This is a genomic window from Alkaliphilus transvaalensis ATCC 700919 (assembly GCF_000621485.1).
In the GTDB taxonomy this organism is placed as follows: Bacteria; Bacillota; Clostridia; order Peptostreptococcales; family Natronincolaceae; genus Alkaliphilus; species Alkaliphilus transvaalensis.
The window spans coordinates 92,044-107,707 of record NZ_JHYF01000006.1 but is presented as its reverse complement, the minus strand read 5'-3'; the positions used below and the strand labels follow the sequence as shown (position 1 = coordinate 107,707).

The following is a 15,664-nucleotide window of genomic DNA, read 5'->3' as shown; positions in this document are numbered from 1 at the left end:
ATTACGTTTTAAATTGCAAAACAAAAATCCCTAGAAAATTTAAGTTTTTACTTATTTCTACAGATTTTTCTTCTCGATGCTATCTTTTTCATTTAATTTTATGAAAAACCAATATTAGGACTTTCTACCTAATCATAATGTCAAGTTTATAAAATTAAAGTAACATTCAATAAAAACATAACTATAATAAAAAAGAAATAAAAAGGGCTCTAAAAGGTATTTACCTAATTATAGCCCCTATAATACTTTATATCTTATTTATCAGTTTAATTATTTTATCCTTAATTTTGCGGGGAGGTGTAGTAGGTGCAAAACGATCTACTATATTGCCCTCTGCATCGATTAAGAACTTAGTAAAGTTCCATTTTATATCTCCACCCAAAATTCCCTTCTTTTCATTTGAAAGATATTTAAATAATGTATGGGCGTTAGGTCCTTTTACATCAACCTTCTCAAATAAAGGAAAGGTAACTCCATAATTAATTTCACAAAAGCTCTTAACTTCATTGCTATCGCCTGGTTCTTGATTACCAAACTGATTACATGGAAATCCTAAAACTTCAAAATTTTCATTTCCCAGCTCTTGATATAGTTCTTCAAGCTCTTTATACTGGGGGGTAAAACCACACTTACTGGCAGTATTTACAACCAAAAGCACCTTTCCTTTATAGCTTTCTAAGCTTATTAGTTCTTCATCAATGTTCTTTACCTCTATCTCGTATAGGCTCATTTGATTTTCCTCCTTCATTTCTTCTATTTTTATTTCAATTATAATCAACAGTGATATGTATAACTATATTATACCAGATATTAATTGCGCGCAATTAAATATTGCAAAATTAATTATTAAAATTTTCTTAACTAACGGATCGTTATCATATATAATGTAAATTAGCTAATAGTACTTATGAGGAGATGATAAACTATGAAGGATGATGTATTAAAGCTTGAGAATCAGTTGTGTTTTTCTATATATGCTGCCTCAAGGTCTATTACTAAAATATATCGACCATTTTTAGAGCCCTTGGGATTAACCTATCCACAGTATTTGGTTATGCTTGTTCTTTGGGAGAAAGAACGTGTTACTTTGAAGGAAATGGGGGTCTTACTACATCTTGATTCGGGCACCTTAACCCCATTACTTAAAAGACTAGAAAGCAGCTCTTTAATTAAGAGAGAACGGTCTAAAGAAGACGAAAGAATTCTTTGGGTATCTATCACAGAAAATGGACTTGATCTAAAGGAACAAGCCTTAAATATCCCTATTTGTGTTCTTAATTCCATCAATGCAGATTTTAATCTTCTATATAGCTTAAAGCAAGGGTTAGACCAGCTATTAGCTGGTTTAAATAAATAATACTAAGAATTCATTTGGGTAAATCATTAAAAAGGATGGTTTTAATATGGATGAAATAGATAAAAAAATCATTGAGTTATTACAAGAAAACGCTCGTATTTCTATTACAGAGCTCTCTAAATTAATTAACCTTTCTAGACCTAGTATTAAGGAAAGAATTACTAAGCTAACAGAAAAGGGTATTATATCTAAGTTTACAGCCCATGTACCAGCAGACAAAATTGGTCTTAATGTCAGTTTTATGATGGAGATTAGCGAATTAAAAATTTCCAATGAAAAAATGGTGAATATCCTTCTTTCAAATCAATATGTTAGTGAAATCCATTGTGTCACCGGTAAGGCTAATTATATTGTAAAGGCCTCTATGCCTAATATAGAAATGATGAATGAACTCTTATCAGAGCTAACAAAATTTAGCTATGTAGTTACCTCTATTATACTAAACTCTCCTCTACCCCATAGGCCCATTAAACCAATTTAGACCTCCTTCATTTTGGAATCTAGTTTAAATTAAAAACTCCGATTTGGAGGAAATGCCCTCTCATTTTATTCAAATATCCATATCTAATATAATGATTATTTGATAGAATTTTCTTAACAGAAATACAAAGGAGGGACCCACCATGAACCATGACTTTCAAGAAGGCTTAAACTTTGCTAAGGAATTGGATAAATTAGATAAACTCCACTATCTTAGGGAAAGATTCCACCTAAATAAAGGAGAAATCTATATGGATGGCAATTCGCTGGGACTAAGCTCAGTCGATGCAGAAGAATCTCTACTGGCAGCAGTTCAGGACTGGCGTAGAGAAGCAATTAAAATTTGGGGTGTAGACGAAGGCCGTTATTTCAACTTTTCAAAAATAATTGCCCTCAAATTAAAGGATCTTATTAAGGCTGATCCAAATGAAATTATTGTAATGGGTAGTATTACCTCTAACCTACATCAAGCATTGACAACATTTTATAAGCCTACTAAAGAAAGGTATAAAATTATTATTGATGAATTAAATTTCCCTACAGACATTTACGCTGTAAAAAGTATTATTGAACTAAAGGGGCAAAATGCAGAGGATACTTTAGTTAAGGTAAAAAGCAGAGATGGAAGAACAATCTTAGAAGAGGATATTATTGCATTAATGAAGGAAGATGTTTCTTTAATTTTGCTTCCCTCAGTTCTATACCGAAGTGCACAACTACTGGATATGGAGCTTATTACAAAAGAGGCTCATAAACTGGGAATCCTTATTGGTTGGGACTTAGCCCATTCGATAGGGGTCATCCCCCATAACTTTAAAAAAATTGCCCCAGATTTTGCTGTATGGTGTTCCTATAAATATTTAAATGCAGGTCCTGGTGCAACTGCAGGGATGTATATTAATAAAAGACACTTTGATAAAAGTGCTGGCTTAAAAGGATGGTTTGGAAACAAAGATGAAACACAATTTTTAATGAGCCACAACTTTGATCAAGATCAGGATGCCAATGGGTGGTTACTTGGAACCCACAACATCTTTTCAATGGCTCCCTTAGACGGAGTGCTGAATATCTTTAATGAAGTTGGAATTGAACAGGTGCGATCTAAATCATTACACATTACTGCATATCTAATGTATTTAATAGATACTAAGTTATCTAAATATGGTTTCTCCATTGGAAATCCTCGTGAAGACCATCGTCGTGGTGGCCATATTTCACTTGAACATGATGAAGCCTATCGAATTAGCCTTGCATTACGGGATAGTAACGTAATTCCAGATTATCGTGAACCAAATGTCCTTCGTCTTGCTCCTGTGGCTCTATATGTATCTTATGAAGAAGTATATCTTTTGGTTGAAACATTAGAAAAAATAGTTTTAGATAGGGTGTATGAAAAGTATTCCTTAGACAGAGTAACGGTTTTATAGCTTAAAGGAAACCCACTTAGTTTATTTTTAGAAACTACTATTTTATAGGCATTAGACAAAAGTACCTCTCTCAATTTCGAGAAAGGTACTTTTTAAATCTATTATTTACGCATATATCCACTACTTTATTATCGTATAATTTTTCTATACTGACCTTTGGTAATAAAATAAAAAATACTATAGACAAAGCCATAAGCCCCATACATCATAGAAGAAAAGAATAATACTTTTCTATAGGAATTACCCATTGGCATTAAATGTGAAAATACCATAGTATCTGCAGTTTTCATAGCGAAAATACTGTGAAGGATTCCGATTAAAAGGGGAATAGCAAACACTGGTAGTAATCTTCTTGTAATCGCTCTTTTTTCTGTTATATAATCCATACCGATCTTCCTAAGGGTTTTATAATGATGCCTTTCTTCCTCAGCAGCCATAATCTGTTTAAAGTATAATAGACTAGCTGTCATTAAAATAAAAACGCCACTCATAAAAAATCCTATAAAAGAAATTAGACCAAAGGTTTCTCTAGCTTCGCTATAGTGACTATAGGCAGTTCTGTAACCACCTGCATTTTGATATAATACCTTATTTAAATCACTATTTAGCTCTGCATTTTGAAGGGCATTATTGAAATTAAAAACATTAACCTCACCAGCACCTCTCCCTACTTTGTCTTCCTTTACTATTTGGTTTTCAAGTAGTAGATGGCTAAAGTCTTCATCATTAAGAACTAATGAATATATGCTTCCAAAGTGTAAAAAAGTATTGACTAAGACATCACTAACTTCAATATTTAAGTCAGTAAAATCTAAGGTCTGCTCCTTCATAATCTCCATAACACGGGGAACATCAGCCCTTATAAACCAGACAGCCTTACCAGACGCAATTTCTAAGGGCGCTATCTTACTTTTAGACATATTGACTAATTCATTATATGCCGTCTGGGAATAAACCCTAAAGTAGTATTCTTCATTATAAAACGTAACACCCTCAATTTCTATGGCTTCTAGCTTTGGGTAAGTTCGATACAAAGGCACTTGTGCTTGTTGCGTAATTTCTACATCATGCCTGCTAAAGATCTCTTCAACTTCCTGAAGAATACCATCATCTTCACCTGCATAGAAGAAAAGGTCATATCCTATGGTGTCATAACCATTATTTTCTATATTGCTATAAAGGGTAAAGCCAGTAGCTATTGCTGTGGTGGCAACAGCTGACAGTACTGCAATTGTTGCCATTACAGAACTAATTGATCTCATTCTGTGGGAAAATGAAGTGATAGCTATTAAATTTACACCTCTATAATACTTTCTTTTATTTCTTTTTAGTATACTCAAAACCTTAGGTAACCCACCCCAAAAGAAGATATAGGTACCGCTAATTACTAGTACTAAAATAGGTATTGCCATCATAACAAGGTTGTAAGGATTATTAGATGAAGCAAGATAGTATCCCCAACCAATCAATATTAGGGAAATAATCAGTAGAATATAGGATCCTTTTCCCTTCCCTTCCGAACGCTTTTCTGCTTTAAATAAATCTACAAGTTGAAACCTATTGATTACCCAAAGACCCGATAAACCCATCATGGAAAAGACAGATATAAACATAATAGCAGTTAGGTATATGGCCTTTAAATCAATATCCAGTGCAACATCTCCGCTAAAGGAAATTACGGTCACACTTAATAGAATCATGGTGGTCAGTTTAGAAAAAAATATACCGACGCCTATACCTGTAGCAAGACTAGTTAAACCCACCAGTAGCGTTTCTAAAAAGATTAACTTACCTATCCTTCCATGGGACATTCCGAATAAGGAATAGGTAGAAATTTCACGTTTTCTTGCTTTGATAAAGCTATTATTAGAACTGATTAAAAAAAACATAACAAAGACCATTATAATAACACCAAATGCCAATAGTACTGCACGATATCTGCCGTCATAAATGAAGGCGTCATTAACCTGCTGATTTTGCACAAGGGCTAAAAAAGTATACACTGTAAAAACACTAAAGGTCATAGAAAAGAAAAACATGATATGCTTTTTTATATTGTTTTTAATATTCCGAAGGGCAAGATCTAACAGATTCATCGCTCTTCACCCCCTAGAACACTCATTACATCAATAATCGAATCAAAAAATTGCTTTTTATCATTTCCTGCATGAAGCTCATTATAAATCTCTCCATCTCTTATAAACATAATTTTCTTACAGTAACTTGCTGCAAATACGTCATGGGTAACCATTAATATCGTTGCATTATATTCGTCGTTTATATAGGTTAATAAATGAAGTAAGTCCTTTCCTGATTTTGAATCTAGATTTCCAGTTGGCTCATCTGCTAAAATTATTTTCGGCTGAGTAATAAGAGCTCGACACGCAGCTGCCCTCTGCTGTTCTCCTCCCGAAACTTCATAAGGATATTTATCTAATACATTCAGTATTCCTAAATCCTTTACTAATACAGACAATCTGTTTTCTATGTCATTTATCTTTGTTCCGTGTAGGGCTAAGGGTAAAATAATATTTTCTTTTAACGTCATTGTCTCTAACAAATTGTAGTCTTGAAATATAAAACCAATGTTCTTCATTCTATGGGTGGAAAGCTGATTTTTGCTATACTTAGCAATATCTTTACCCTCCATTATAATTTTACCTGTGGTGGGCTTATCTATGCTTCCTAAAATATTTAACAAGGTGGTTTTTCCCGATCCTGAAGCCCCCATAACGCCTATGAACTCCCCTTGGATAACCTCAAAGCTGATATTTTTTAAAGCCATATATTCCTTATCTCTTTTAGATGAACCATATATTTTACTAATATTTTCGACTTTTAATATTTGCATACCTATGCCTCCAATCAATATTATGGAATAATTATATCCTAAGTACCAATTACAAAAAATCGAATGACCTTACATTTCCATAGTCTTAGCTTACATTTTTGTCATGTGGTGAAGGGTCTCCCTTTCAATAAAGGTTAACTGAAAAGAGGCATAGGCTCCATGTACGGATTCTACTGTTAATTGATGACCTAATTGATCCATTAACTTTTTCGATAAATAAAGACCATAACCAGAGGCATTAGTACCAAGTCTGTCTTCTGTGGAGGTGTAGCCTTTTTTAAAGATTTGGCCAAGGTCTTGTGGCAATATTCCTTTTCCCTCATTTTTAACTGTAATTATAAAATTATTATCTTTCTTACTGGTGGTAATGGTAATTTTGCCCCTTATTGGTGTATGCTTCACAGCATTTGAAATAATTTGAGCTAAAACATACCCACTCCACTTTTCATCAGTTAAAACTTTATAATCTTCACCCTCAATGGTAATATTAATACTTTTATAGCTAAAAAAGCTGGAATATCCCTTCAGTGCTTGTCCAATTAGCTTTTTAGTACTTACCCTTGCTAACTTATAATCATCCCTTAACGTATTGCTTTTAATCTCATAAAAAACCCGTTGAATAGATTCTTCAATTGAAACCAGTTCCAAGTCCATAGCTTGGTAGAAATTCTTTGGCATACTAACATCATAATTATCCATAATCAATCTAAGGGCAGCTATAGGAATTTTAATATCGTGGACCCATCTTGTAATAAACTCTAATTCTTCTGCTGATTTTGTCCTCACATCAGCCTTGTATTCTTCAAATTCCATCATCAAATGATGAACGATGGTGGCATATTCCCTATCTACAGGATAAGAAAAATCTTCTGGGTCATGTTGGGCAGTATGTAATCTACAATAGGCTTTAAAGTCTTTAATACGGGAATTAAAAATGAGATAGTCTATAAAAACAAATAATAAAAAGAGTATAAACCACCCAATAAAGATATATACTGCATTTGACTTACTTATATGAAAATGCTGGTCTAGCCTATAAACAATTAAGAAGAATAATAGAGCTAAAAAAAGAAACAAGTAGGTTAACAATTTCTCTTTTAAATATTTTATATAATTCATATTAATCGATACCCTTCCCCTTTAATGGTTTTAATGTAATCTTTTAGATCTATTTCTTCTAGCTTTTTACGTAATCGGGTGACATTTACCGTAAGGGTATTATCATCTACAAAGCTTTCATCTTCCCACAGAGCTTTCATAATCCTTGCTCGACTAACTGTCTTACCCTGATTTCGTATTAATAGGGCTAATATTTTAGATTCATTAGGCGTCAGTTCCATTTGCATTTCACCATAAAAAACTTGTAGATTTTCTACATTTAATAATAAGTCTCGGTATTGAAGAACATTTAAGCCTTGATCCCTATAGGAGTAGGCCCTTCGTAATGCCGCCTGTATTTTTGCAATTAAAAGGTCTATAGAAAAGGGTTTTTCAATATAATCATCTGCCCCTTGGGTGATGGCACGTATTTTGTCTGCATCGGTATCTCTTGAAGAGATGAATAAAATAGGTACATTGGAAAGCTGCCGAATCCTACCACACCAATAGAATCCATCATAATAGGGTAAATTAATATCCATTAAGATTAAGTGGGGCTCAAAGGAAGTATACAAGGATAGAATATCATTAAAATTATCTGGTTTTATAACAGTATATCCCCATTTTTCTAATTGACTCTGAATAATTGTGGATATGGTGCTGTCATCCTCAACAATAAGTATTTTATACATGTTAATCACCTTCATATTCATTATTTTTAATTAATGCCAATTTAATTGTACCATATCTTAGAATCTATTTTTCCCTTCCCTTTCCAAATTTAATTCACAAGCCTATCATATTCTCTTCAATCTTAATTCATCTTAAATATAGTTTTCCGGATATTAGTAAGGCAAATGGTTAATAATGGTGAGTTAAGGATTCACAATAGCACATATGGCGTTATTTCTGAAGTAGGTAAAGGCAGTACTTTTTGGTTTTGTCTAAAAATCTACCATGAATAAATTTATAACCTATTTTTTATACTTATTAAAATTTAAGCCTCCTTAATTAATGTCTGTATCTTCATTAACTAAGAAGGCTTTTTTCTTTTCTTACGTTTCTTTAACTTCCATTGGTTTTAATCATTATTGATCTAGGGAAAATGTTTCCTCTATTGATAACACAATTTCAAATATATTTTCTACGGTAGATTCAGCAGAGACATAATGCATATAACCGTCCTGCGTTTCAAAAACCCAAGTAACTAGCACTTTACCTTCATCAGGATATATTCCATAAACCTGTATAGCATCATGCCCTGCTAATTCAAGTGCTGCTCCTTCCGTCTCTATTGCTCCTTCTTCCTCCATCCCAATCCATATGGCTGTGGCAACATCTTCAACAGTTTCCTCCCCTTTTTCCCATGCATTAAGGGTAATAATTGAAACACCTAATAAATCGCTATATTGAAGAATTGGCTCTGTAACACCTAGGTCTCTAAAGTTTACCCAGTCAGAAGGGATATCCACAAAACCAAAGTTTTCTTCCCCTACCCGTCTTACATCTCCATTGGTCTCTTCTTGCTCCTCTTCATGATCTACAACATCAACTGATATGATTCCATCGTCTACCTCTTGTGGGCTGCACCCTTGTAGTCCCATGGAAACAATTAGTAAAAATATGATAATCCAACCTTTTCTATTCATCTTAATCCCCTTTCTTTACCTTCTCCCCTGTTTTTTCACAATTAAGGAAATTGTATAATTGATATTAGATTTATATTAATGCATAAGAAAAACATTAATACACCATTATTTTATTATATCAAATTAACCATAATTTCCAAAATAAGCCTTTCGTTCTATTTTTAAGCTTATTTCAATAGAAAGTCCATTACCTGTCGGTTAAAGTTTGCATCTTCTTCATAGGCCCCATGTCCAAGACCTTTATATAATACTAATTTACTATCTTTTATTTTCTCTGCCATTTCTTCAGAGGTATTCTCTCCCACTACCTTATCAACGTCTCCACCAATTACTAAGGTTTTACATTGTATTTTGTCTAATTCATCATAAGCATTATGGGAAAGACACGCCTTTGCCTGAATGATAAAACGATGAAAGGACTTTGGTTTTCCAATTCTACGAATAATGGGATAAAAGGGTTGATATTTCTTTATTCCCTTATCAGAGTAAGTCTTTTCCATCGTATCGATGATTAACCTGCCATATTCATTAGAATTAGCTAACTGAATCCAACTTCCTACTACCTTTTCTATAGTAGGGTTATGCCTGGAGGCTGATACCCCTATCACTAATCTTTCTACTATTTCTGGATAATCAATGGCTAAATATTGTGCAATCATTCCTCCTTGTGATATCCCCATCACATAAGCCTTTTTTATCCCTAATAAATCCATAACCTTTTTCTGATCTTTAGCCATATCTCTAGTGCTATAGCCTTCAGAAATTTTATTTTTTCTACTAAAGATATACACAGTAAATTCCTTAGCAAATTTACGATAATAATAGGATAACAATAAGCCCTGTCCTTTTACGGTCTTTAGTCCATCACTTAAGCCAGGTATCATAATTAAGTGCTTGTCTCCTTGCCCAAAGATGATATAATCCATCTCTGTATCTTCCAGTAATACTTTTTTTGTTTGATATGAAGTAAATATCATTAACATAACCCCCCTAACACTCTATAATCCTATTTTTAATATTTCTATGTATTCCTTAAGTCCCTCCATATACTTCCTTTTCACAACATCAAGACTCCCCTCAATATCTTCTATTATAAAGGATTGATTATATCCTTCAAGGAACCATTTAATAATATTTAAGACCTTTTTTTTATCTGCCCTAAACTGTTTATCGTTAATATCTTCAAACATACTATAATAATAGACTTCAGCTTGATCACCATATTTTTCTATTGTTTTATTGTAAATAATTTCATTATCTTTCCCAAATGCCCTTCTGATCAATTTATAATGGACGGGATTTTTTATGTACCATGAAATTTCCATCTCTGCAAACTTGATGATCCTTTCAAAAAAATCTTGAGGTAAACTTTTTAATTCATCCTTTAGCCCATTGGTTAGAGCACCAATAGCATGATCTAATACATCAAAATATAGTTCTTCTTTGTTTTTAAAATACTTAAATAAACTCCCTTTAGCAATAGCAGCCTCTTTCACAATTCTATTGGTGGAGCCTTCATTGTATCCATGTTCTGCGAACTCCTTCAATGCAGCTTCCATAATTCTACTTTTTTTCTCTTGACTTAATTCGTTAAATAGCTCACTTGGCAACGCTTGACACCTCCCGCTTAACGACCATGCGGTCATTTTTGCCTATTTAATTAGTGACCCATTGGTCACTAATTAAATCATATCATATTTTATGTCTGTGTCAACCTTTATCATATCTATTTGATCTATTTTTTTTACTTTTCCTTAGGCTTTAAGGAGCTAATCATATGATCAGTTCCCCTTTCCTTTTCCCTTTGGGTTAAGTGGTGAAAAGCACAGGTTGAAGCTTGAAGAAATTGAAGTCTATTTATCTTTTAGAAACTTATTAATATTATTATTTATCTCTACTTCTGAAAAGGCTAAGATGGTCTCTGTCGTTGTATAGGAAGCTATGCTATTTACAAATTCTTCAATATCATTTAGCGATTTAGCTGATAGCTTAACTAAGAAACATCCCTCCCCAGCAGTCCTATAGCACCATTCACTTAGCTTGTATTCCCTTATGAAGGTTTTAAACCTTTCATACTGTCCATTCTTCATCGTTACCCTAATGATACAATCGATAGAAAACCCTATTTTTTTTTTATTTATTTTAACTGTATATCCTTCAATAACACCATTATCTTCTAGCTTTCGGATTCTCTCAGTAACCGAAGGCGGTGAAAGATTAACTCTCTTAGATAATTCCCTTATAGATAATCTACTATCCTTTTGGAGTTCTTCCAAAATTAATACATCTACTTCGTCAAATTTCATTTGAAATCCATCTCCTTAATTATTATTTTAAATGATATATTTATAAATTAATTATATACCATTTGAAATTTAATTTTAAAATTATAATTGGTATAATTAAGTTAATAAAATAAATTTATAAAGGAGAGATGCATTATGGCTAGAATATCTTTTTCTCAAGAAGGATTTTCACCATTTCAACAATTGCTGGGCCACAATAAACACATACTAGAAAAATGGTCTTCTTTAGATGATTGTCTTTTTAATAGTCCCACCTTTCCAGCTGAGCTTAAAGAAGAAGTGCGCCGTAGGTTAGCTTTTAATAACGGATGCCACTATTGTATGGCTAAAGGAAAACCTTCTGATCAAAATCAAATAACTAATTCTAAAATTCTAATTGCTACAGAAATTGCAGATACTGTTTCTAAAAACCATCCTATCACTGAGGAAAGTTTTCACAAATTAAAGATGGCGTTTACTAATGCAGAAATCTCTGAACTTTTAGCCTTCATATGCTTTGTTACAGCTTCTCAAAAATTTGGTGCACTACTTGAATTACAGCCTAGCTGCCCAATTTAAATGTTCACTTAAAAGGGCTTAGTTATTATTTTTTAGTTGTTATTTGTTAGTTATTAATAATAGTTGATAAACCTACAGATAGCAGCCATATTTATAGCTGCTATCTTCTTCTTTGTAACTTATTTTTTTTTAGACTTCCATAGAACATAAGGAAAATGATTAAGCCTCTATATCTCACTTTTTTTTTTATTTTTTGCATAGATCAACTGATGAAGGGCTGGTATTAAGATTATTGTATTAACAAAGCATAATATCATCTCTATCGCTGTTATTAATCGAAAACCTGAAAGTCTAGGCTGAGTTGTAAAGTAGAGGCTTTCAAAACCAATAAAGGTTGTTGTAATCGTCAAAGCTATTATACTAAATATATTTACTTCCCCACCCAGTAGGAGTACACCCCTAGGGTTAAATATAATGTTGCTAGTAACGATAGAGTTATAATAAAGGCATCCCCACAGGGCTTCTTGATGAAACATCTCTTATGACTAAGGCTAGGTGGTTTTCCTTCTTTACCCATAAAATTTTTCTGAATACTATTGTCCACAACAAATTAGAGTACTATAAATTTATTTATAAATTTCATAAATCTATGTAATGAAAATAGATTCTATACGTATTTATAGTTGATAATACTTAGCTAAGTAAAAATAATAGAAGGGAGGGCTATCAAAAGATGGGGCAACTTACAATAGCACCTACTTGGGATAAAGATAGCTCCAAAGAAAATGTATATACAAAAGAATCCTTTGGCTATATATTTGAATCCTATTATAAAAGGGTTTATAACTATATATATTATCGAATTAACTGTCCATTAACAGCAGAGGACCTGACAAGCCAAGTCTTTGAAAGGGCCATGATTAATATTGAGAAATATGATCAAAAAAAAGGCCCCTTTGAAGTCTGGCTCTTTACCATAGCTAAAAATATTGTGAGGGACTATTTAAGAGGGCTAAAAAAGTATGGAGGACTCTCTTTTCCCCTTAACATAATTATGAATCTTATTTCAAAGGAGAAGACACCAGAGGATTTATTTTTAACAAAAGAGTCTAATGAATGGCTGTTTAAGGTTCTTAAAATTTTAGATGATAGGGAGAGAAATATTATATCCCTAAAGTTTGGTGGAAACTTAAAAAATACTGAGATTGCAAAATTATTAAACATTACAGAAGGTAATGTCGGCGTAATTCTTTATCGTTCGATGAAAAAATTAAAAAAAGAAATTGAAGGGAGCCATAATTATGAATAGAAGTGGACTAGCAGATAGATTATCTGTAGAATTAGATGATTACTTAAATGGTATACCAGACAAGGATAAATTAGATTCTAGAGAGTATAATGAGCTCTTAGAGATTGGCAAGGGTTTAATAGATATGGATTTTAGCAAAAACAGCAACAAGGAAGCTGTATATTATAGGACTTTAAATAGGATAGAGGCAGTAGAAAATTCACTTTCAAACAAAAGCCAGAATTGGTTGGGTCGGGGCCTTGTTATTGCCGCCTCATTCCTTCTGATCTGCTCCATTAGTTTTACTTTAATAGAGCCATCCTTTGCCTTTAATTTAATGGAAAAGGTGATTGCAACAATAAACCTTGGAAATATAAAAGTTGTTCAGTTTGAAGCCCCAAAGGAATTTCCTCCTATTCCAGAAGCCTTAAAGGGTAAAATTTTTGATCAGGAGGGTAACCCTCTAGTGGAAATCCCAGTAGGGTATTCTGGAAGGGTATATACCTCTGAAGGAAAAGAAATTGTTGGTTTTTCTGATGGAGAAATTATCACTATCGATATGGCTAATGCCAACAGAGAAGAGAACATTTTAGTAATAAAAAACCCTAGTGCATTAAGTGAGTATACTTGTTTTGAAGTACTTCTTCCCAGTTACTTACCTAGTGGTTATCAGTTTGATAGGGCCGAGTTTTATAAAGATGAAAATGGGATAGTCCAAGATAGCAAATATATCAATCTATACTTTACTAACTACGAAAGTGAAGCGTATATCTTTCTACAGCAAAGGTTTTCTGACGAAGAAACAGCCTATGAACTTTCCACCGATGGAAAGGTTCAATTAATTAAAATAAATGGCGTTGATGCTGTACTCTCTAATAATAGAGGTATTGATTGGGAAATGAATGATACCCTTTATGGTCTAAATGGCAGGGGTTTAATCTCTAAAGCTGAATTAATTAAAATAGCCGAATCTATTAAATAGCCCCTTCTCTTATTATCTACACTACCTCTAATATTGCATCAAAAGTCCACAATACCTTCTACCGGAGGGATATTTGTGGACTTTTTTTAATTATGCTACTAAACCAACTCTAAACTTACATTGAACATGTAATTCACTTAAGTCTCCATTCAATTCATCTTCTTATTACCTTCATTTCCAGTTATAGCTTAACCCATCGGATCCCATTTAATAATTTATACTTAGTCAACCTTATTGAGCAAATCCCATTCGGTTAATAGACCTAAAGGTTTACCCTATCTCGTTCCATATGAAGTGATAAACAATGCAATTAACTTCTTATTATTTTTATTTCTTTCCTTTAAAAATTTTTCTACATCATACACATTTAGGTTCTTATCCGCAAAGTCAAACTCTTCTTTTCGATGGGATTCTAGCTTGGTTAAGGCTAGACGCTTTCATCTTCAAGAATAGGCACCCGTGAAAAAAGTTGATTTTCTATAGCTTGCATAACATCTATTGCTAAGCTGTTGGGTGATGCAACTAACATTTTTGATCTATAGGTACAAATATCGTATACCGTTAAGGGGTTCATAAATCTATTGAGAATACTACTCTATTCATTTGATCCCCTCCCTTAAAATAACAAGGTCTATCTATGAATTATATCCACTCAAAGGGGTAAGAATCAAAATTGATTTTGTTTATCATCGAATAAAGTTTGTAAATATCTTTCCTTCTCTTTCTGGTTCTTTAATAGTTTTTTTCCCATTATTCACCAGTTTCATAAGCCATGCCATGTTTTTCCCCAGTATTCTCATTATTTGCTTACCCTCTTCATCTTCTATCGCTTCACCAGGTGCTGTCCCGTGTATTACATTCCAATAATTTGTACTAGGCATAAGCATTTCCGCATAATTTATGTAATTATTTAGCTGATTAAAGGTAGTTACCCCTCCTGATCTTCTAACAGCAACTACAGCAGCTCCCACCTTATGTCTTAAGGAGCCATCATTTGCTACATAAAATGCCCTATCTAAAAAGGATTTCATCGTACCAGCAATAGCTGAGTAATATACTGGAGATCCCAATAAAATTCCATCGGCCTCCCTCATTTTTTGAATCCATATATTAACTTCATCATTATCTATTATGCATTTGCCATTTTTATTTCTTGCACAGGCATTACAGGCTAGACAACCTCTTATTGCCTTGTCTCCTACATGAATAATCTCTACTGCTATGCCCTCCTGCTTAAGTTCTTCTTCTACCATTTTAATAGCATGATAGGTATTCCCTTCTTTTTTGGGACTTCCATTAAATGCAACTACTTTCATAAAGTCCTACCTCCTAAATTAATGTTTTTTACCATATGGTTAAATCCGATTTTTTTGCCCCCATTTACAGATGGTGTCTAGTATAGGAATTAATGATTTCCCCCTTTCTGATAACCGATATTCCACCTTTGGTGGTATTTGTGGATATTCAGTCCTAACAATCAGGCTGTCAACTTCTAACTGTTTTAATGTTATGCTTAATGTTTTAAAAGATATATTTCCTATACATCTTTTTAATTCATTAAAACGCAAAACTTCTTTTTCGGCTAACCAATACAAAATGATCATTTTATACTTTCCACTGATAATACTTAAGGTATACCCAAATGCTGTATCCTTTAAGTCAACACCTGTTTGACTACTCAAAAACCACACTCTCCTTTTCGTAAGTATATATAGTAAATGTGCGTAC

The 15,664-nt window shown here is 33.0% G+C and carries 18 protein-coding genes; 6 read left to right on the top strand and 12 right to left on the bottom strand.

The genetic code is table 11. The annotated features are described in order from the left end of the window. Positions 1-247: 247 nt before the first annotated feature. The gene (locus T335_RS0106625; RefSeq protein ID WP_026476844.1) at positions 248-730 is read right to left on the bottom strand and encodes a glutathione peroxidase; all 483 of its coding nucleotides are present in this window, start codon (positions 728-730) and stop codon (positions 248-250) included. Positions 731-925: 195 nt separating this feature from the next. Here T335_RS0106625 and T335_RS0106620 point away from each other — a divergent pair, with 195 nt between their 5' ends. From T335_RS0106620 to kynU, 3 genes are all read left to right on the top strand, one after another. Continuing rightward, positions 926-1,357, top strand: coding sequence for a MarR family winged helix-turn-helix transcriptional regulator (locus T335_RS0106620; protein WP_026476843.1), 432 nt, complete (start codon positions 926-928; stop codon positions 1,355-1,357). A gap of 46 nt (positions 1,358-1,403) precedes the next feature. After that, entirely contained in the window at positions 1,404-1,838 is a 435-nt protein-coding gene (locus tag T335_RS0106615; protein WP_026476842.1) for an Lrp/AsnC family transcriptional regulator, read from the top strand. A gap of 142 nt (positions 1,839-1,980) precedes the next feature. Next, positions 1,981-3,264 (top strand): kynureninase, encoded by a 1,284-nt coding sequence (kynU, locus tag T335_RS0106610; RefSeq protein WP_026476841.1) that lies wholly within the window; start codon positions 1,981-1,983, stop codon positions 3,262-3,264. A gap of 128 nt (positions 3,265-3,392) precedes the next feature. On the opposite strand, the gene T335_RS0106605 is transcribed toward kynU, so the two are convergent. The 8 genes from T335_RS0106605 to T335_RS0106570 form a co-directional block, all read right to left on the bottom strand. Then, a complete protein-coding gene (locus tag T335_RS0106605; RefSeq protein ID WP_026476840.1) occupies positions 3,393-5,360 on the bottom strand; it encodes an FtsX-like permease family protein in 1,968 nt (655 codons plus the stop codon). After that, positions 5,357-6,115: an ABC transporter ATP-binding protein gene (locus T335_RS0106600; protein WP_026476839.1), complete on the bottom strand. Its 759-nt coding sequence runs from the start codon at positions 6,113-6,115 to the stop codon at positions 5,357-5,359. Before T335_RS0106600 ends, T335_RS0106605 begins: the two co-directional genes overlap by 4 nt. A 90-nt stretch (positions 6,116-6,205) precedes the next feature. Continuing rightward, positions 6,206-7,234 carry a sensor histidine kinase gene (locus T335_RS0106595; RefSeq protein WP_026476838.1) on the bottom strand — a complete coding sequence of 343 codons (1,029 nt, stop codon included), beginning with the start codon at positions 7,232-7,234 and terminating at the stop codon, positions 6,206-6,208. Next, positions 7,231-7,905, bottom strand: a complete 675-nt coding sequence (locus tag T335_RS0106590) for a response regulator transcription factor (RefSeq protein ID WP_026476837.1) — start codon at positions 7,903-7,905, stop codon at positions 7,231-7,233. The genes T335_RS0106595 and T335_RS0106590 overlap by 4 nt, the downstream gene beginning before the upstream one ends. A gap of 396 nt (positions 7,906-8,301) precedes the next feature. After that, positions 8,302-8,862 (bottom strand): hypothetical protein, encoded by a 561-nt coding sequence (locus T335_RS0106585; protein WP_026476836.1) that lies wholly within the window; start codon positions 8,860-8,862, stop codon positions 8,302-8,304. Positions 8,863-9,029: 167 nt separating this feature from the next. Beyond that, positions 9,030-9,839 carry an alpha/beta fold hydrolase gene (locus T335_RS0106580; RefSeq protein WP_084281044.1) on the bottom strand — a complete coding sequence of 270 codons (810 nt, stop codon included), beginning with the start codon at positions 9,837-9,839 and terminating at the stop codon, positions 9,030-9,032. Between the two features lie 21 nt (positions 9,840-9,860). Beyond that, positions 9,861-10,472 carry a TetR/AcrR family transcriptional regulator gene (locus T335_RS0106575; RefSeq protein ID WP_026476834.1) on the bottom strand — a complete coding sequence of 204 codons (612 nt, stop codon included), beginning with the start codon at positions 10,470-10,472 and terminating at the stop codon, positions 9,861-9,863. Between the two features lie 243 nt (positions 10,473-10,715). Continuing rightward, the gene (locus T335_RS0106570) at positions 10,716-11,168 is read right to left on the bottom strand and encodes an Lrp/AsnC family transcriptional regulator (RefSeq protein WP_026476833.1); all 453 of its coding nucleotides are present in this window, start codon (positions 11,166-11,168) and stop codon (positions 10,716-10,718) included. Between the two features lie 135 nt (positions 11,169-11,303). Between T335_RS0106570 and T335_RS0106565 the strand changes: the two genes are divergently transcribed. Continuing rightward, entirely contained in the window at positions 11,304-11,726 is a 423-nt protein-coding gene (locus T335_RS0106565) for a carboxymuconolactone decarboxylase family protein (RefSeq protein WP_026476832.1), read from the top strand. A 167-nt stretch (positions 11,727-11,893) separates the two neighbouring features. On the opposite strand, the gene T335_RS0106560 is transcribed toward T335_RS0106565, so the two are convergent. Continuing rightward, entirely contained in the window at positions 11,894-12,202 is a 309-nt protein-coding gene (locus T335_RS0106560) for a hypothetical protein (protein WP_026476831.1), read from the bottom strand. A 197-nt stretch (positions 12,203-12,399) separates the two neighbouring features. Between T335_RS0106560 and T335_RS0106555 the strand changes: the two genes are divergently transcribed. Further along, positions 12,400-12,975: a sigma-70 family RNA polymerase sigma factor gene (locus T335_RS0106555; protein ID WP_026476830.1), complete on the top strand. Its 576-nt coding sequence runs from the start codon at positions 12,400-12,402 to the stop codon at positions 12,973-12,975. Next, positions 12,968-13,936, top strand: coding sequence for a DUF4367 domain-containing protein (locus T335_RS0106550; protein WP_026476829.1), 969 nt, complete (start codon positions 12,968-12,970; stop codon positions 13,934-13,936). The genes T335_RS0106555 and T335_RS0106550 overlap by 8 nt, the downstream gene beginning before the upstream one ends. 686 nt (positions 13,937-14,622) lie before the next feature. Here the strand turns inward: T335_RS0106550 and T335_RS0106540 are convergent. Together T335_RS0106540 and T335_RS0106535 are read right to left on the bottom strand one after the other, a co-directional pair. Further along, positions 14,623-15,252 carry a flavodoxin family protein gene (locus tag T335_RS0106540; RefSeq protein ID WP_026476828.1) on the bottom strand — a complete coding sequence of 210 codons (630 nt, stop codon included), beginning with the start codon at positions 15,250-15,252 and terminating at the stop codon, positions 14,623-14,625. Positions 15,253-15,291: 39 nt separating this feature from the next. Then, entirely contained in the window at positions 15,292-15,618 is a 327-nt protein-coding gene (locus T335_RS0106535; RefSeq protein ID WP_242837260.1) for a winged helix-turn-helix transcriptional regulator, read from the bottom strand. Positions 15,619-15,664 lie beyond the last annotated feature (46 nt).